The organism is Faecalibacillus intestinalis, assembly GCF_003024685.1.
Taxonomy (GTDB): Bacteria; Bacillota_I; Bacilli_A; order Erysipelotrichales; family Coprobacillaceae; genus Faecalibacillus; species Faecalibacillus intestinalis.
Map to the genome: position 1 here is coordinate 1 of NZ_PYLQ01000001.1, position 19,523 is coordinate 19,523.

14 protein-coding genes are annotated in these 19,523 nt (G+C 28.4%); 11 read left to right on the forward strand and 3 right to left on the reverse strand.

The genetic code is table 11. The annotated features are described in order from the left end of the window. The 3 genes from C7U54_RS14670 to C7U54_RS00015 all read left to right on the forward strand — a co-directional run. On the forward strand, positions 1-304 hold a 304-nt coding region (locus C7U54_RS14670; RefSeq protein WP_396129912.1), incomplete at its 5' end, for a hypothetical protein. 105 nt (positions 305-409) lie between these two features. Continuing rightward, positions 410-2,047, forward strand: coding sequence for a SulP family inorganic anion transporter (locus C7U54_RS00010; RefSeq protein ID WP_107028861.1), 1,638 nt, complete (start codon positions 410-412; stop codon positions 2,045-2,047). A 132-nt stretch (positions 2,048-2,179) separates the two neighbouring features. Continuing rightward, positions 2,180-3,514 (forward strand): MATE family efflux transporter, encoded by a 1,335-nt coding sequence (locus tag C7U54_RS00015; protein ID WP_107028862.1) that lies wholly within the window; start codon positions 2,180-2,182, stop codon positions 3,512-3,514. A gap of 224 nt (positions 3,515-3,738) precedes the next feature. Here the strand turns inward: C7U54_RS00015 and C7U54_RS00020 are convergent, their stop codons facing one another. Continuing rightward, entirely contained in the window at positions 3,739-4,407 is a 669-nt protein-coding gene (locus tag C7U54_RS00020; protein WP_107028863.1) for a type II secretion system protein, read from the reverse strand. Positions 4,408-4,642: 235 nt separating this feature from the next. Here C7U54_RS00020 and C7U54_RS00025 point away from each other — a divergent pair, with 235 nt between their 5' ends. Beyond that, on the forward strand, positions 4,643-5,827 hold the full coding sequence (locus C7U54_RS00025) for a DNA/RNA non-specific endonuclease (RefSeq protein WP_162297476.1): 1,185 nt from the start codon (positions 4,643-4,645) through the stop codon (positions 5,825-5,827). A 27-nt stretch (positions 5,828-5,854) separates the two neighbouring features. On the opposite strand, the gene C7U54_RS00030 is transcribed toward C7U54_RS00025, so the two are convergent. Next, positions 5,855-6,298, reverse strand: coding sequence for a dUTP diphosphatase (locus C7U54_RS00030; RefSeq protein ID WP_022002981.1), 444 nt, complete (start codon positions 6,296-6,298; stop codon positions 5,855-5,857). A gap of 106 nt (positions 6,299-6,404) precedes the next feature. On the opposite strand from C7U54_RS00030, the gene rfbD reads away from it, so the two are divergent. The 4 genes from rfbD (at position 6,405) to C7U54_RS00050 (ending at position 12,321) form a co-directional block, all read left to right on the forward strand. Further along, positions 6,405-7,262: a dTDP-4-dehydrorhamnose reductase gene (gene rfbD, locus C7U54_RS00035; RefSeq protein WP_107028865.1), complete on the forward strand. Its 858-nt coding sequence runs from the start codon at positions 6,405-6,407 to the stop codon at positions 7,260-7,262. Beyond that, complete coding sequence (locus tag C7U54_RS00040; RefSeq protein WP_107028866.1) at positions 7,252-8,523, forward strand: dicarboxylate/amino acid:cation symporter; 1,272 nt, start codon at positions 7,252-7,254, stop codon at positions 8,521-8,523. The genes rfbD and C7U54_RS00040 overlap by 11 nt, the downstream gene beginning before the upstream one ends. 174 nt (positions 8,524-8,697) lie before the next feature. After that, positions 8,698-11,223: a DUF4268 domain-containing protein gene (locus C7U54_RS00045; protein ID WP_107028867.1), complete on the forward strand. Its 2,526-nt coding sequence runs from the start codon at positions 8,698-8,700 to the stop codon at positions 11,221-11,223. Between the two features lie 123 nt (positions 11,224-11,346). Next, a complete protein-coding gene (locus C7U54_RS00050; protein WP_107028868.1) occupies positions 11,347-12,321 on the forward strand; it encodes an ROK family protein in 975 nt (324 codons plus the stop codon). A 136-nt stretch (positions 12,322-12,457) separates the two neighbouring features. Here the strand turns inward: C7U54_RS00050 and C7U54_RS00055 are convergent, their stop codons facing one another. Next, positions 12,458-13,306, reverse strand: a complete 849-nt coding sequence (locus tag C7U54_RS00055; protein ID WP_022002976.1) for a patatin-like phospholipase family protein — start codon at positions 13,304-13,306, stop codon at positions 12,458-12,460. 106 nt (positions 13,307-13,412) lie between these two features. On the opposite strand from C7U54_RS00055, the gene pulA reads away from it, so the two are divergent. The 3 genes from pulA to mfd are packed head-to-tail and all read left to right on the forward strand — an operon-like array spanning position 13,413 to position 19,489. Further along, complete coding sequence (gene pulA / locus C7U54_RS00060; protein ID WP_022002975.1) at positions 13,413-15,494, forward strand: type I pullulanase; 2,082 nt, start codon at positions 13,413-13,415, stop codon at positions 15,492-15,494. Positions 15,495-15,497: 3 nt separating this feature from the next. Then, a complete protein-coding gene (pth, locus tag C7U54_RS00065) occupies positions 15,498-16,052 on the forward strand; it encodes an aminoacyl-tRNA hydrolase (RefSeq protein ID WP_022002974.1) in 555 nt (184 codons plus the stop codon). An 8-nt stretch (positions 16,053-16,060) separates the two neighbouring features. Continuing rightward, complete coding sequence (gene mfd, locus C7U54_RS00070; RefSeq protein WP_107028869.1) at positions 16,061-19,489, forward strand: transcription-repair coupling factor; 3,429 nt, start codon at positions 16,061-16,063, stop codon at positions 19,487-19,489. The last annotated feature ends 34 nt before the right edge of the window (positions 19,490-19,523 follow it).

Below are 19,523 nucleotides of genomic sequence, written 5' to 3' on the forward strand. Positions count from 1 at the left end.
ATTCTTGAATAATATATTAGATTATCAAGGAAAAATAAGAATCATGAAAGAATATGGATTTAAAGAAATAGAAAAGGAGGTCAGGGAAGTGTGTGATTATGCAAATATACTAGAAAAAGAATATTTAAATAAAGGAATTGGAATAGGTGTTGAAAAAGGAATAGAACAAGGAACACAAAATGAAAGAATTAAAAATATAAGAAAACTAATGATAAAGCTAAAAATGTCATTTAAAGAAGCTATTCAATTTTTAGATATACCTGAAGATGAAGTGAAAGAGATAGAAAAATATTTTAAATTATAATGTTTATAAGGATAATGGTTCAACATTATCCTTTTTATATCGATACATTCTTAACAAATGTTCTTTAAATGTGTATAATGACACGGGGTAAAAAAGGGGGATTTTATGTTTAAAGATTATATAAGAGACTTGAAAAATGAGTTTAAAGGTTATAACATGCAAACTCTTTTACAAGATATCTTAGCAGGTTTAACAGTAGCTGCTGTTGCTTTACCACTTGCCTTAGCGTTTGGTGTAAGTAGTGGGGCTGATGCAGGTGCTGGGTTAATTACAGCGATTATTGCTGGTTTAGTGATTGGTGTTTTATCGGGAGCAAGTTACCAAATCTCTGGACCAACAGGTGCTATGTCAGCTATTTTAATTGGACTTTCAACAACATATGGTTTACAAGGTGTCTTCATCGCAAGCTTTTTATCTGGATGTATGTTGATTATTGCTTCATTATTTAAGTTTGGAAAAATTGTTTCTTTTATTCCAACTAGTGTTATTACTGGTTTTACAAGTGGAATCGCAATCATTATTGCATTAGGACAAATTGATAATTTCTTTGGGACAACATCTGTTGGTTCAAGTGCTTTAGAAAAACTGTTTTCATATTTAAAATTAGGTTTTCCTGTATCACTTCCAACTGTTTTCTTTGGAATTTTAGTTGTTGTGATCATGCTTATTTGGCCTAAAAAATGGGGAGAATATTGTCCTTCCTCACTAGCTGGAATTATCATTGCTTTAATTTGTCAATTATGTATGAATTTACCAGTTCATGAAGTTGGTACAATTCCAAGTACTTTATTTCCAGAAGCAAGATTATCTTTTTCTTCACTTCAACTTGGAACAATTACACAATTAATGTTACCTGCTTTAAGTATTGCTGCACTTGGAATGATTGAATCACTTTTATGTGGAGCAAGTGCTGGTAAAATGAAAAATGAAAAACTAAATGCTGATCGTGAATTAATGGCTCAAGGTATTGGAAATATGTTGATTCCTTTATTTGGTGGCGTTCCTGCTACAGCTGCAATTGCTAGAACATCTGTAGCTATTAAAGCAGGTGGAAAAACAAGATTAGTCAGTGTTTTTCATTCAGTTGTTATTTTAATTTCAATGTTTTTACTTGGATCTTTAATGTCGCGTATTCCATTATCTGCACTAGCGGGTGTTTTAATGGTTACTGCTTGGCGTATGAATGATTGGCAAGAAATTAAAACATTATTTCATAATAAAGTTAAAACAAATATTTCACAATATTTAATTACAATGTGTGCGACAGTTGTTTTTGATTTAACTGTTGCGATTGTTATTGGAGTCATGGTTTCAATTATTTTATTTGTTTTAAATAATTCTCATTTACATATAGAAGTACGTGATATTGATAAAGATCGTGTAGGAAAAGATTTAAAACATCATCATCAAAAAACAAGAATTATGTATTTAAGTGGTCCTATTTTCTTTGGAACACAAGAACAAATGACACAAGTTCTAGATAGTTTAGATAATTCTTTAGAAGCAATTATTTTTTCTATGAGGGGAGTTCCTTCAATAGATGATTCAGGTATTCATGAATTCTTTGAAATTGTTGATCGTTTAAAAGAACAAAATTGTAAAATTAAATTTAGTGGTATTCAAGAAGAAGTTATGATTCAATTTAAACGTAATCATTTTGATGAATATGTTGGAAAAGATAGTTTTTGTTGGGATGCTATTATGGCTTTAGAAGCTTTGGATCAAGAATTAATTTTTGCATAAAAGAATTGACAAAAAATTAAATATTTATTAATATAAACAAGCAAATTAAATATTGCTTAGGTAAGCTATAGATTTCTCTATTTCTGATCATAAATAGACATCTATAGCTTTTTTTATGGAAAGGAGACTTATATGGAAAATAGAAACCCAATGGAATACAAGCCTGTATTTCCTTTATTAATGTCAATGGCGATTCCGCCAATGATTTCAATGTTGATTCAATCATTATACAATATTATAGATAGTATATTTGTTTCTCAACTTGGAGAAGAAGCTTTAACAGCAGTATCATTGATTTTCCCTTTACAAAATTTATCATTAGCCATTTCTTGTGGAATAGGGATTGCGATGAATGCCTTTATTGCAAGACATTTAGGAGCTAAAGATGATAATAAGGCATCTTATTATGCAACTCAAGGAATTGTGATGTCACTTGCACATTCTTTATTATTTTTAATTATTGGTTTATTTTTTATTCGACCATTTTTAAATATGTTTACAACAAATCAAAATGTAATTAACTATGGAATGCAATATGGAATGATTGTTGTCTCATTAGTTATTGGTCAATTTATTCATCTAGCTATTGAAAAGATGTTTCAAGCAACTGGAAACATGATGATGCCCATGATCATGCAAATCTTTGGAGCTGTTATTAATATTATTTTAGATCCAATCTTGATTTTTGGTTATTTTGGATTACCTGCTTTTGGTGTTGCTGGAGCAGCTATTGCGACAGTAATTGGTCAATTTTCAGCAGCTTCTTTATCATTTGTCTTATTTAAAAAATACAATACACATCTTCATATTTCATTTAAGAAATTCAGAGTAGATTTTCATGTTATTTCTCAACTTTATAGTATAGCTATTCCTTCAAGTGTGATGATGTGCTTACCATCTGTTCTTGTTTCTTTATTAAATGGTATACTTTCATCTATTTCACAAAGTGCAGTTGCTTTCTTCGGGGTTTATTATAAGTTACAAACATTTATTTATATGCCAACATCAGGAATTGTACAAGGAATGAGACCTTTAATGAGTTATAATTATGGAGCTAAGTTAAAAGAAAGAATGCATCAAATTTTAAAAGTATCTGGTTTGGTCATTGCTGCTATTTTAGGAGCAGGAACATTACTATTCTTTATAGTTCCAAATGTTTTACTTTCTTTATTTAATGCAAGTAGTGGCATGTTAGAAATAGGAGAAACAGGGCTTAGAATTTTATCTTTAAGTTTTATTGTTTCATCTTTTGGAGTTTTAATGTCAGGTGTTTTTGAAGCTCTAGGTTTAGGAAAATATTCTTTAACAGTTTCTTTACTTAGACAATTATTGATTACAGTACCATTAGCATACATTTTATTAAATGTCATGGGGATTGAAGGTATTTGGTTATCATTTGTTATTGCTGAAGCAATTGCAAGTATTGTAGCTTATATCTTATATCGTAAAAAATTTAAAACCATATAAAAAAGAGACTGTATGAAATTAAATAATTAATTTCATACAGCCTTTTCTTTTGTAAAATAAAAATATATTAAAATTATTTTACTATAAGAAGCAATTGTTTCTAATTACAATAATTCCTCAAACGTTATCGTTGAGAAATTAATTAGTAGGAAATAAATATCATGGGTATGATATCAATATCCTATTTTTAGTTAGAAATTATAACAAAAAAATTATTTTTTATACTATTTCTTTTCTATTGATTTTATTGATTTACCACCTTTAACACAATTTAATTTTCCATTATAAATAGTAACCATATAATTATCTCTCGCAAAATTTATAGCTTCTATCTTACCTTGTTGGTTATAGAATATATTAATAGCAAATCCATTGAATTTACTAGGCTTATAATCGTTAAGGGATTGACCGTTGAGGCAGTCAGTTTGTACTTTGTATTTATAAATAGCTGAATTTTTATTTTCACTTTGTAAAAAATGTAATACATTTTTTACAATTTCTTTATCGATATATGATGCGCCAGAATAGCTATCACTAAGATACTTGTCAGGCTCTTTTTGTCCATAACTCATTAAAGAATCAGACACTCTTCCAACTGGATTTGTTGTTGTCTTTTTATAAGGAAAATCTGCAGGTAATGTGTAGTTATATTTAAAAATTGATTGTTTTTTAAATTCATCTTCATCTGTTGCATAGCATTTTGTAGCAGCAATTTGCGCTGCTTCATAAATCCCATGTGCTTCTTGTATAATACCTGCTTTTTTTGCTTCATCTACATATCCTAAAACGGATGGAATAGCCACAGCAGCTAAAATTGCAAGAATGACAAGAACAACTATTATTTCAACAAGCGTAAAACCATGTTTATTTCTAATTTTTTTAGTATCTATCATTTCTTTTCTCCTAATTATTTGATTAAGTAAGATAATATTTTTATTACTATTTTAATATGTTAATCTTTATTTAGCAATGATTAAAAGTAGATTGTCATGATACTTTTTGTATTTGATCATGTTTTCTATTTTTTATATTTTATCCAATAAAACCTTGAAATAGGTTTCTACTAAAAAAAATAGAAAAGAAAAAATATAAATTTATGATATACTTGTACTCCAAGGAGGAACTATGATGAAAAAACTCTATTTATTATTACTTTCATTATTGATGACATTTACTTTAACAGGATGTAATCAACAAGTAGAAAAAGCATCTTCTAAGCAAAGTGTAATACTTTCTTTAGAACAAACAAGTAGCCAGGATGTAGATGTTTATGTTGATCAAGATCAAATTGATACTTTAAAAAGTCAAGGTGCAGGAACTTATGAGCTAAAGTTAACTAAAGGAAATCATGAGTTAAAAGTTGTACAAGATGGTGAAGAAACTCAAAAATCGTTTTATGTAGACTCTAAAGAAACCTTATATTATCAAATTACAAATATAGAAAACCAATTACAAATAGAAACAGATCAGGTTTCTTTTGATGAAAATAATGTTCAAGATATTTTAAATAAAATAGAAGAATATAGTGGACAACCATATATTGAAATCAATCACAATACTCCTACTTTTAAAGAAAATGAATATACTACAAAAACATATATTCAATTAAATGATTTAGATGAATATGGACGTACTCAAAAAGATCAAGCTTGTTTAGGTCCTGAAACACTTCCAACAAATAAAAGGGAATCTATTGGAATGGTTAAACCGTCCGGATGGAAAATACAAAGATATGATGATTTGATTTCTACAAAATATTTATATAATCGTTGTCATCAAATTGGTTTTGCTTTAAGTGGTTTAAATGCTGAAGAAAGAAATTTAATGACGGGAACACGTTATTTTAATGTTACAGGTATGTTGCCTTTTGAAGAAGAGGTTAGAGATTATATTAAAAATACGAATCATCATGTTTTATATGAAGCTATTCCTGTATATAAAAAAGATGAATTAGTAGCAAGAGGTTTGATCTTACAAGCAGCTTCTATTGAAGATGAAACGATTCGTTTCTGTGTTTATATTTATAATGTACAACCGGGTGTTACTATTGATTATCAAAATGGAACTTCAAGAAAAGCCAAAGAAGGAGAACCAACTTATGGCATCAAAGAAGCAAAAGATCCATTTGGTTATCATAATAAGTCAAGTAATAAAAGTAAAAAGTATGTTATTAATATAAAAAATAAAAAATATCATGATCCAAATTGTTCAAGTGTTTCAAAAATGAGCGAACAAAATAAAGAAGTAGTTACTTCAACTTCAAAAAAATTACAACAACAAGGATATACTCCTTGTGGTATCTGTCAAAAATAAAAAAGTGAGATGTTTCCATCTCACAAATTAAATATGATCAATAATTTCATCTAAATCAATACCTAATTGAAATCCTAAAGAGAAATAGTCATCAATTGTATTTTGGTAATCTTGACTAGAATAAGTTGATGAAACATTCATCATTGATTGATAAATTTTTAAAAATAAGTCTTCTAAAGATAAACGATTAGGAATTTCAGTATGATTTTTAATAGTATCAATTCTTAATTCATAACCAATAGACATTAACATTTTTAAACCATCTAAATAATGTTCTAATAGTTCATCGTGATGAATAGCTTCTTCTTTTTCCCAAAAGATAAAACATCTTGAATCCTGACAAACTTCTCCTAAATCATGTAAGAAAGATAATGTTTTTTGCTTAAGTCGAGCGACATTTAAAATTTCATTTTTGTTTACTTGTAATTCTTTATTTACGTAAACTTGATACATTTTAGATAAATCATTCATAAAAATCACCTCAATACTATTATATCACGAAATATGAACTAGGTTTGAATTTGACATCAAATAACCCTCTAGATATAATATTCAAGATTTAAAGGAGGATGAAATTATGCGAAAAATTTGGATATGCGGTGCTAAAGGACAAATTGGACAAGCAATCAATGAAATTATTGATAAACTTGAATTCAAAGTTCTTGATACTGACATAGACGATTTGGATATTACAGACACAGATGAGGTCTTACGTTTTGGGGAAATGAATAGACCAGATATTATTATTAACTGTGCAGGACTTACAAATATAGAGGAATGTGAAAATGATATTTCTAAAGCTTATAAAGTTAATGCTTTAGGTGCTAGAAATTTATCTATTATTGCTAGAAAATTAGAAGCTAAATTGGTTCATATTTCTACAGATGATGTTTTTGATGGGAAAAGTGATCAACCTTATAATGAGTTTGATGAAACAAGACCACAAACAGCTTATGGTAAATCTAAATTAGCTGGAGAACAATATGTTAAAGAATTTACTTATAAGCATTTTATTATTAGAAGTACATGGGTCTATGGTTTAGGAAATAATTTTATTAATGATTTATTAGAAAAAGTAAATAAAGGTGAAACCCTAGCAATTGCCTCTGATCAATTTGGATCACCTACAAGTGCTAAAGAACTTGCACGTTTTATTTTACATTTAATTGATACAAATGAATATGGAACATATCATGCGACAAATAAAGGGGTATGTAGTCGATATGAATTCGCTCATGAGATTTTAAAACTTACAGGAAAAGAAGCTCAAATGAAGGCAGTACCTACTCATTTATCTGATTTTTCTAAAGTTAGACCAGCTTATTGTGTCTTAGATAATTTTATTATGTCAATGACTCCAGTTTATACTTTTCCTTCATGGAAAGAATCTTTAAAAGAATATTTTAAAGAAAGGGGTTTATATAATGAAAAATAAAAAGAAGTTAGGTTTAACAACTTTGATTTTTATAGCACTTATTTCAGGTGCAATTACCGGAATTATTATTAATTATTGTATTCCTAGTAATAAAATCGTTGATGATTTTATTGTTAGTGGTTTATTTTATGTTGTAGGACAAGGATTTATACGTTTAATGCGTATGTTAGTTGTACCACTTGTCTTTTGTTCAATTGTTTGTGGAAGTATGGCAGTAGGAGATACTAAAAAATTAGGAGCTGTAGGACTTAAAACAATGCTTTTTTATCTATGTACGACAGCACTTGCCGTTGTTGTTGCTTTATGTATCGCTAATGTTATTAATCCAGGTATTGGTTTAGATATGTCAGCAATTAAAATCACTTCAAAAGTAACAGAGTCAACACAAGCAACAAGTGTGACAGAAACATTGTTAAATATTATTCCAACAAATATTTTTGAATCACTTGCAAATGGAACAATGTTACAAATTATCTTGTTTGCGCTTATTTTAGGTGTTATTCTTGCAAATATGTCAGATCGTGTAGATATTGTTAAAAACTTCTTTAGTCAATTTAATGATATTATGATGGAAATGACAATGGCTGTTATGAAGTTAGCACCAATAGGTGTTTTCTGTTTGATTTCTAAAACATTTGCAGAAATAGGTTTTGATGTTTTCATCCCATTATTAAAATATATGTTCTGTGTATTGCTTGCTTTAGGTGTTCAATGTTTTGGGGTTTATATGTCAATGTTAAAGATTTTTTCAGGATTAAATCCTATTATCTTTATTAAAAACTTTTTCCCAGTAATGGCTTTTGCTTTTTCAACATCAACATCCAATGCAACAATTCCAATGAATATTGATACTTTAGCTGAAAAAATGGGTGTCTCTAAAAAGATCTCATCCTTTACAATTCCATTAGGAGCAACAATCAATATGGATGGAACATCCATTATGCAAGGTGTTGCGGTTGTCTTTACAGCTCAAGCCTTTGGAATTCATCTATCTATGATGGATTATGCAACAGTTATTGGAACAGCAACGCTTGCTTCAATAGGAACAGCAGGGGTACCAAGTGTTGGATTAATTACACTTACCATGGTCTTTAATTCCGTTGGCTTACCAGTAGAAGGAATTGCTTTAATTATGGGAATTGACCGTATCTTAGATATGACAAGAACAGCTGTTAATATTACTGGAGATGCAGTATGTACAACAGTTGTTGCTTCAATGAATAAAGCAGTTGATCGAGATATTTATTATGGTAGAAAATAATTAAAAATTAATTAAATGAACCAAATAGGTTAAACTAATAACTTATTTAGTTCATTTTTTTGTTATAAGTTATAAAGAGTTACATTACATGAGTTATTTCAAAAATTAAATTTAAATGATAAAATATATACATATATAATAAATGTTTTGTAATTAATGAGGAAGGTGTTATTTATGAAAGGATCAGAATTAAGATTAATAGAATACATGGAAGGATCTAAAAAAAGATTTATTATTCCAGTATATCAACGTAATTACGATTGGAAAATTGAAAATTGCAAGCAGCTCTATGATGATCTTATTCAAGTAATAAAAAATAATAGTAAAACACATTTTTTTGGAAGTATAGTTTCAGTATATGAACCATCGGGAAGAAATACAGAATTTCTTATTATCGATGGGCAGCAGCGTTTAACAACAATGTCACTGCTTTTTTTGGCTTTGTATAACCTTCTTGAAGAAAAAATAATAATTTCTGAGGATGAGTCTTTAAAAGATCAGATATATGAAGATTTTCTGGTAGATAAATACCAACCTCAAGAAAAAAGAATGAAACTAAAGCCTATTAAAAATGATCAAAAAGCATTTAGTAAGCTTTTTAATAGTAAAGATGATTATATTAAAGATTCAAATTTAACGATAAATTATAGTTACTTTTACGAAAGAATTCAAAAACAAGAGATTACGATTGATGAACTTTTTGATGCAATTTGTCGCTTAGAAATTATTAATATTACATTAAATAATGAAGATAATCCACAGTTGATATTTGAAAGTTTAAACTCCACAGGGCTTGACTTAAGTGAAGGAGATAAAATTAGAAATTATATATTAATGGGTCTTCCAAAACAAAAGCAAGATGAGTATTATGAAAAATATTGGAATTGTATAGAAAAATGTACTAAATATGATGTTAGTTCTTTCATTAGAGATTATCTTAGTGTTAAACAACTTGTTATACCCTCGCAAAAAAAAGTTTATATAAATTTCAAAAAATATGTTGAGGATTCTTCTTTAAAAATTATTGAAATATTAGAAGATTTACTTAGTTATGCAAAAAGATATAATATTTTGTTATGTGGGAAAACAAGTAGTAAAGAACTAAATTCTTGTATTAATAGACTAAATCGTTTGGAAACTACTGTAACGAGACCGTTTTTTCTAGAAGTATTAAGGCTTTATGATGAAAATCAAATAAATTTGAATGAAGTCACAGAAGCATTTTCTATAACAGAAAGTTATTTATTTAGAAGAACAATATGCGATTTGCCTACAAACGCATTAAATAAAATATTTCTTTTACTTAATAGAGAAATTATGAGATATGATGGTACGGATAGTAATTACATAGAAAAACTAAAATTTGCTTTATTATCAAAAAAAGATAGAGCTAGATTTCCAAATGATGATGACTTTTCTTTAATGTTCACAGAAAAACCGATTTATCAAATGAATAGTAAAAATAAAATTTATATTTTAGAAAGATTAGAAAATTTTGGAACATTAGAAGATAAAGACATATATAGACATTATGATGAAGGAGAATATTCTATTGAACATATTATGCCACAACATCTTACACCTGCTTGGATTAAAGAATTAGGTGATAGCTATGAGGAAATTCATGATACTTGGCTTCATAGAATAGCTAATTTAACGTTAACAGCATATAATTCAAAGTACAGCAATAGTACGTTTGTAGAAAAAAAGACAATGAAGAATGGATTTGAAGATAGTGGGATTCGTCTAAATACATATGTTTCTAAAAAGGATAAATGGACATTAGCTGAATTACGAGATAGGAATGATTATTTGTTGAAAAGAGCGCTAGATATTTGGGCATTTCCATCAACAAATTATAAACCGCAAGAAAAACAATTGGATTCTTATACATTAGATGATGAAGCATCTTTTTTAAGTGGTAGACAGATTGCAAAATTTGTATATAAAGGAATTGAACAACCGGTTGTAAGTTGGGTTGAAATGTATACGAAAGTTTTAAGAGCTTTATATTTAGAGGATAAAACGATTATTACCAAGATTGCATTATCAACAGATGATGATTTATCTATTCATTTTTCAACTAATAAAAGGATTTTTAAAAAATGTGATGAAATAGGGGATAATGTTTATGTGCAAACTAATACAAATACACAAAGTAAATTATCTGTTCTAAATAGATTGTATAAGTTATATGGTATGGATCCAACTGATTTAGTTTTTTATTTGCGAGATTCTAATGATAAAGAAGCTGAAAAAGGAACGAGATTTGAAATACGTCGAAGATATTGGGGGTACGCTTTAAAATTTATAAAAGAAGAAAATTTTGATAATAAATCTTTTGATAATGTAAATACTTCAAAGGAAAATTGGATAAATGGTACTTTTGGTATAGGTGGTTTTGCTATATGTTGTATTGCTAATTATGACTTTGCAAGAGTAGATGTATATTTTGGAAAGACTAATGCTAATGAAAATAAAATTGCATTTGATAATGTTATGTTACATAAATTAGAAATAGAATCAAATTTAGGTGTTAATTTAGAGTGGGATAGAGGAGATGACGTAAAAAGATCAATAATTTCGTATAGATTGGAAAATGTAAGTATTTATAATGAAAATGATTGGTTACAAATAGCTAAATTTCATGCAAAATGGAGTAAGAAATTTATAGATGCTATTGTTCCTTATTTAAAATAGGAGAGAAATATTCTAATATTAAGGAATAATTTATAATGATAGACTCTTTATAAATTATTCCTTTTAATAAAATGATATGTTATAACAACTTTCGACAAAAGTTGATGAAAGTTAAGCGATAGTATGTCAAAAGTAAATGATTTAAAACAAGAAAACGAAATAAAAATAAGAGAATGCCTTTATGATGGACGAATTTGGACAAAAAATGACTTAGCGTATAAAACAAGTCTTTCATTGGCGACAACTACTAATATTTTACAAGAAATGTTGAAAAATCATGAAATTGAATATGTAAGTGATTCTAAGTCAACGGGTGGTAGAAAGTCTAAAGAATATCAGTTATATAAGGATTATAAGCATCTGTTAAAAATAGTTTTAAAGAAGAATAAGAAGAGTTATGAATTTATTTTTGAAATCATAGATTTATATGATCAAATTGTTTATCAAAAAAATCATTCTTCTTTAAAAGGAACAGTTGAAGAGTTTTTAAAAATAATAAAAGAGGTATTAAAGAAAGGTCAAGAAATTGCTGTCATTTGTTTATCACTGCCAGGGGTTTGTGATCAGGGAATGATTGATTTGTGTGATTTTGAAGATTTTCAAAATAAAAATATATTAGAAATTTTAAAAAAAGAAATAAAACAAAAAATAATCATTGAAAATGATGTCAATTGTGCCAGCATTGGTTTTTATCATCAATATTCACACTATCAAAATAGTGCTTTGATTTATCAGCCTGCGGTTGATTATGTAGGCTGTGGAATGATCATTCAAGGGAAACTTTATAATGGCTTTAGTCATTTTGCGGGAGAACTTCGATGCTTACCTTTTTATGATCATTTACAACAAGAGCGCTTATTAAAAGATGCTCCTCAAGAATTATTAGAAAAACAGATTGTTACTTTATGTTGTGTCTTAAATCCAGAAGCTATTGGTATTTGTAGTGATGTTTTAAAAGACATACAAATATCTTTACCAACGATTCCTTTAAAACATCAACCTCAAATAATTAAAATTAATCAACTATATAAATTAATTAAAGAAGGACTTTTTCAAATAGGAAAGAATCAAATGATAGGAGAGATGAATAATGAATAAAAGTTATATTGATTTACTTGTGGAAGTGATTTTCATGGTAAAACGAAATCAGCAATTCATCTAGGTGAAAATGGATGTGTTTCACCAGATGAAATTAAAGAACTTTTAATTAAATACCAATTAATAAGAGGCTAATTTAGCCTCTTAAGTATTTTTTTAAGTTTTCTAATTGGTTATTACAATCACTTACACCTAAGTCATACATTTGTTGAATGACTTCTTTGTCTTTTTCAAGTCGTCCAATAGGGATGAGTTGACTAGGTCTTAAAACAAAAATCTTCTTTTCTTTTTCTAATTTTGTAATCAAATCTAAAGACGCATTATAATTTAAATAACGATTATTTAAGGTTTCTACAAAATGAGGATATTGATGATAAAAGAGTTTATTAAGATGTTTATTGGATGGCTTTTTACGATAATCTAAGGGCCTTGTTAAAACGACAATGATTTTATCAACATCCATCTCTAACATTTTTTTAATAGGAATACTATCACTACAGCCACCATCTAAATATTCATGACCATTGACTTGAATGATATGAGATACAAAAGGCATTGAACCTGATGCTCTTAAATATTCAACTTGATCATAATTATCTAAAGTATCCAACAACTTATATTCTGCTTTTCCTGTTTGTAAATTTGTCACAACGGCATAAAAATCAACAGGAGATTCTTGATAACTTTGATAATCAATTGGATCTAAATCATCAATCAATTTTTCGAAACAAAATTCTTCATTCATGACATTTCCTGTTTTTAAAAAAGAATAAACACCCATATAATCTTTATTTCCAGCGTAAGCTTTATTATATCTCAAAACGCGTCCTATTTGTTTTGATTTATAATTCATTCCAAATAAAGCTCCTGCTGAAACACCAATAATTGTATCAACATCAATCTTTTCTTTTAAAAATGTATCGATGACACCCGCTGTGTATAAACCACGCATAGCGCCACCTTCTAATACTAAACCAACTTTCATTTATATCACCGAGGGTATTATATCATAAAATTTGAACATCAAAGCAAAAAAGAAGATGTTTGAATAAAATATATATTTTGCGTATAATACGATTAGGTGATTAAAAATGGAAAAAGGCAAAATACGTATGCTCGCCAATTTAATAGAGCTAAATAAAATAGAAGTAAGACTTTCAAAAAAATATTATGGGGGAATTTCTCCAAAATTTTATTTGAGAGATTTAAATAAAGAAACACTTGTAGAAATTCCTGTTGCTGAAACATGTGAAGATGATATTTGTGTTAAATATTATTTTAAAAATGTTCATATTGATTTAACGCATCATTATGAGATGGTAGATAATTATGGTTTAAGTGCTATTTTACAATATGTAAGACTTTCTGAATTGGATGATTTTGATGAATTATTTTATTATGATGGAAAATTAGGACCTCTTTATCAAAAAGAAAAGACAACTTTCAAAGTATGGGCGCCTACGGCTTTAGAAGTCATGGTTAAAGTAGGAAATGAAGCTTATCAAATGGAAAGAAAAGAAAAAGGGGTTTTTGAAGTAACGATCCAAGGAGATTTGGATAATCAAGAATATAATTATTTGATTCGTCATCATAAAAGTTTTCATGAAACATTAGATCTTTATGCTTATGCTTCTAATGCTAATAGTAATAGTAATATTGTCATTGATGTTGATAAAATCAATGAACCACTTTATTTAGAAAACTTACCACATATGAAAAGAAAAACAGAAGCGATCATTTATGAATTAAGTGTTCGTGATTTTACTATGTCTAAAACAATTAACGCAACACATCCAGGAACTTTTATGTCTTTAGTAGAAAGTGGTTTAGTTACACCACAAGGTAATAAAGCAGGGTTTGATTATCTTGTAGATTTAGGTGTCACTCATGTTCAAATCATGCCAATGTATGATTTTGCGACAGTAGATGAACTTCATCCTACAGTGATGTATAACTGGGGTTATGATCCAATTCAATACAATGTTCCTGAAGGAAGTTATGCTTTAGATCCTCAAGATGGTTATTCGCGAGTTAAAGAATGTCGTCATATGGTTTCAACATTTCATCAAAAAGGTTTAAGAGTGGTGATGGATGTTGTTTATAATCATATGTATGATTATTATACAAGTGCATTTGAAAGAACAGTACCGGGGTATTATTTTAGAAAGAATCAATATGGAGAAATGTCTAATGGTTCTTGGTGTGGGAATGATTTAGAATCAAGACATCAAATGGTAAGACGATATATTAAAGATATGTGTTTGCGTTGGCAAAAACTTTATGGAGTAGATGGTTTTAGATTTGATTTAATGGGTATTATTGATATTGAAACCTTAAATCAAGTTTATGATCAAGCTTCAAAAATAGATGATAGTTTTATTATGTATGGCGAAGGATGGAATATGCCTACAGCTATGGATGATCATGAAAAAGGAATGCAAGATAATCATCGTAAGATGTTAAATATTGGCTTCTTTAATGATTATTATCGTGAAACTTTAAAGGGTGGTAGTGGAGATTCTGCTTTAAAGGATAAAGGTTATTTTGCGGGGAATATGTATAATTGTGAAATTGGTGGTGAATGTATGAAAAATACAAATCGCTACAGCTATGTTGATCAAAGTATTAATTATGTTGAATGCCATGATAATGCGACAACATTTGATAAATTTGCAATTAGTAATGGAGATGAACCACTTGAAACCCGTAAGAAAAGACAATTGATGTTGAATGTTGCGCTTATTTTATCACAAGGAATTCCTTTTATTCATTGTGGTCAAGAGTTCTATCGTAGTAAAGATGGACTTGGAAATACGTATAATACATTAGATCATATTAATGCAGTCAATTGGTCTTTAGTTGATGAAAATCAAGAGGATATTGAAACTCTTAAACAAATGATTCAACTTAGAAAAGAAAATGGTGGATTTAAGTATGAAACAATTCAAGAAGTAAATGAATATGTAGGTACAAATCATTTTGATTATCGTATTTTAAGATATTGTGTGAAACAAAATAAAGGAAAATATCAAGAGATTGTTGCATATTTTAATCCTTCGTATTATGATTTTGAAATAAATGATATGGATGAATATGAAGTGATTTATAATGATCATGAATCACGCACATATTTAGCTCCTATTTCGATGAAAATATTTGGATTAAAGAGGTAAAAAATGAAATTAATTATTGGTTTAGGTAATCCTGGAAAAGAATATGAAAATACAAGACATAATACAGGATTTATGGTATTAGATCGTTTAAGTGAAAAATTAAATATTGAAATGACACAAAACAAATTTAAAGGACTTTATGGAAAAAGTAAATATAAAGGTGAAGATGTGATTTTATTAAAACCACAAACTTATATGAATTTATCTGGAGAATCTGTTAGACAAGTCATGGATTTCTTTAAAATCAATCAAGAAGATATCTTAGTTATTTATGATGATTTAGATATGCCAGTAGGGAAGCTTCGTTTAAGACAAAGTGGTAGTGCTGGTGGACATAATGGTATTAAAAATATTATCTTGCATACTGGAAGTCAAAATTTCAATCGTATTCGTGTAGGTATTGATCGTAGTAAATATATAAAAGTTGTTGATTATGTTTTATCACGTTTTACAAAAGATGAACAAGATGCTATCAATCAAGGGATTGAAAATGCCAGTGATGCAGTCGTTGATTATTTGGATCATGGATTTAACCATGCAATGAATCGTTTTAATTAGAGGCACATATGAAAAAGATACTACATTTATTAAAAGATAATAAAGCATTTAATGCTTTATTGAATAAACAAAATATCGTTGTCAATTCTTCTAACAGCGAAGCGCTACTGATTGCTAGCGCATTTTTGACTTTAAAAAAAGATATGCTGATTGTTAAATCAAATCAATATGAAGCTAATCTTCTTTATAAACAAGTTTCTCAAATGATTGATGAAGCTCTTTATTTTCCTGTAGATGAATCTTATCGTATTGAAAGTTTAGCTGCTTCAGGAGAATTATTAGGACAAAGATTAGGAACGATGTATCAACTTACACGACCTGGTCCACATCTTTTGATTAGTCATGGTCATAGTGTGATGCGATATGTTCCAACTGTTGATGTTTTTAAGAAAAACTGTATGACTTTAAAAGTAGGAGATCATATTGATGTTTATGATTTACAAAGATTTTTAGCGCAAGCAGGTTATATGCATACAACACGTGTTGATCAACCTTTCTATTTTTCTAAACGTGGGGGAGTCGTTGATATTTTTTCAATGCAATATGACCATCCTATTCGTATCGATTTCTTTGATGATGAAATTGATTATATTAAATTTTTTGATGAAAAAACACAAAGAACGATTGAAAAAGTGGATGAAATTGAAATTATTCCAGCTACCGATCTTCTTTATTTAGATCAAGAAGTAGGTTCAGTTGTTACACAAATCAAAGATTCTTTTGAAGAACAATATCAAAAGATGGATGATTTATTTAAAGATGATTTTGAAGAAAAAATCATGATCGATATTGAAAACTTAAAAGCACATGCTACAGATAGTAGTCAATATGCGTATTATCATCTCTTTAAAAATGTGACGAGTATTAAAGATTATTTAGATGCTCCAATTACTATTTTATGTCAAGAAGAAGATATTCATTTTCAAATCAAAAACTATATTTCAGAAAACTTCTATTATTATCAAGAATTAAGCCAAAGTGGACGCTTTTTAAAAGATAATCAACTTTATCAAGACTTTGATAGCATTATTAAAGATAACTATCAAGCCATTAATACCTTTACAACAAATAAAGATGATGTTGTCTTTTTAAGTCACGATGTGATGTTTAATCGAGATGATGAAAAACGTGTCATCCAACAAATCAATGATTATTTAAAGAATAGTCAAATTTTAATTTCTCTAGAAAATAAACATCAACTTCAATTGATGGTGGAACTTTTTGATCGTCATGAAATGAAATATACACTTGTAGGAATTGATGAAGTAATTTATCCAGGTATTAATCTTTATGTAGGAAAACTTGCATCAGGATTGGAACTTATTGAAGAAAAAGTAGTTATTTTAACAGCCCATGAATTATTTGGAGAAGTCAATGTTTCTAAAACAAAATATTTTAGATTTAAAGATGCTAAAACATTACGTAACTTCCAAGAATTAAATGTTGGTGATTATGTTGTTCATGATAGCTATGGAATAGGGCAATATTTAGGAATTAAAACACTTGATGTTAAAGGATATCATAAAGATTATTTATATGTGGCTTATGCTGGAGATGATACGCTTTATATTCCAGTTGAACAATTTAAAATGATTCGTAAGTATGCAAGTGCTGATGGTAAAGTACCAATGATCCATGCTCTTGGAAGTAGCAAATGGACAAAAGCTAAACAAAAGGCTAAAAATAAAATTGATGATATTGCTGATCGATTAATAGAATTATATGCTAAAAGAATGTCTTCACCAGGGTTTGCTTTTTCTAAGGATAATGAATTACAAATCGATTTTGAAAATCAATTTGGTTATGCTTTAACTGCTGATCAACAAAGAAGTGTTGATGAGATTAAATTGGATATGGAAAAACCTCAACCAATGGATCGCCTTTTATGTGGAGATGTTGGTTTTGGTAAAACCGAAGTGGCCTTACGTGGTGCTTTTAAAGCAATTTTAGATCATAAACAAGTAGCTTTTCTTTGTCCAACAACTATTTTATCAATGCAACATTTTAAAACAGCCACCGAACGTTTTAAAAATTTCCCTGTAGAAATTGCTTTACTCAATCGTTTTACTTCATCTAAAGAAAAGAAACGTATTTTAAAAGAAGTTAAAGAAGGTAAAATTGATTTATTAATAGGAACACATCGTATTTTATCAAAAGATGTCGCGTTTAATGATTTAGGGTTACTTGTTATCGATGAAGAACAACGTTTTGGTGTTAAACAAAAAGAAAAAATCAAAGAATACCGTGAAACCATTGATGTTCTTTCTCTTTCAGCTACACCAATTCCTCGTACATTACAAATGTCTTTAATGGGAATTAGAGGATTATCGAAAATCGATACACCACCTAAAAATAGATTACCTGTACAAACTTATGTTGTTGAAAAAAATAATACGTTAATTAAACAAGTTATTGAAAGAGAACTCGCTAGGGATGGACAAGTTTTCTATCTTTATAATCGAACAGATCAAATCGCTAATGTCGCTTATAAAATTTCTTCTACTGTTCCTAATGCAAAAGTAGCTATAGGACATGGTCAAATGGATAAAAATGAACTAGAAGATGTTATGCTTCGTTTTATGAATAAAGAATTTAATGTTCTTATTTGTACAACAATTATTGAAACAGGAATTGATATTCCTAATGCTAATACGATGATTGTTGAAGATGCTGATAAATTTGGTTTAGCCCAACTTTATCAAATTAGAGGACGTGTAGGTCGTAGTGAAAGAGGCGCTTATGCTTATCTTCTTTATAAAAAGGATAAGTCTATTCAAGATGATGCATTAAAACGTTTAAAAGCGATTAAAGAATTTACTGAACTTGGTAGTGGTTATAAAATTGCCATGCGTGATTTATCAATTCGTGGTTCAGGAGATATTCTTGGGGGTAAACAAGCTGGGTTTATTGATGATATTGGTTTTGAAATGTATATGAAAATCTTACAAGATGCCATCAATGTAAGAATGCATAAAGATGAAAAGCCTGAAGAAGAGGTTAAAAACTTAAATGTGAGTGTAGATGGTTATATTCCTGATGACTATGTAGAAAGTGATTATGAAAAACTTGAATTGTATCAAAGTTTAGATAAAGCAAAAACAATGAGTGAACTTAATAGTTTAAAAGCGGAATTTGATGATTATTATGGAAATTTACCGGAAGCTATTTTAACATTGATTGAAAAGAGAAAACTTGAAATTCTTTCACATTATTCTATTATTGAAGATATTAAAGATTCTGGTAAACAACTAGAAATTATCTTTTCACCAAACGCTTTTGAAACAATTTCAGGTGATAAATTATTCTTGCTTGCTAATCAACTTTTTACAAAGCCAGCCTTTAAATCTTTAGATAATAAAATAACAATTAAAATCAATAAACATGATCAATGGCTTAATCGTTTAAATGAGTTTATTGAAACGTTATCAAAAAAATAAACGAAAGAAAAGTACGACAAAACCGTACTTTTCT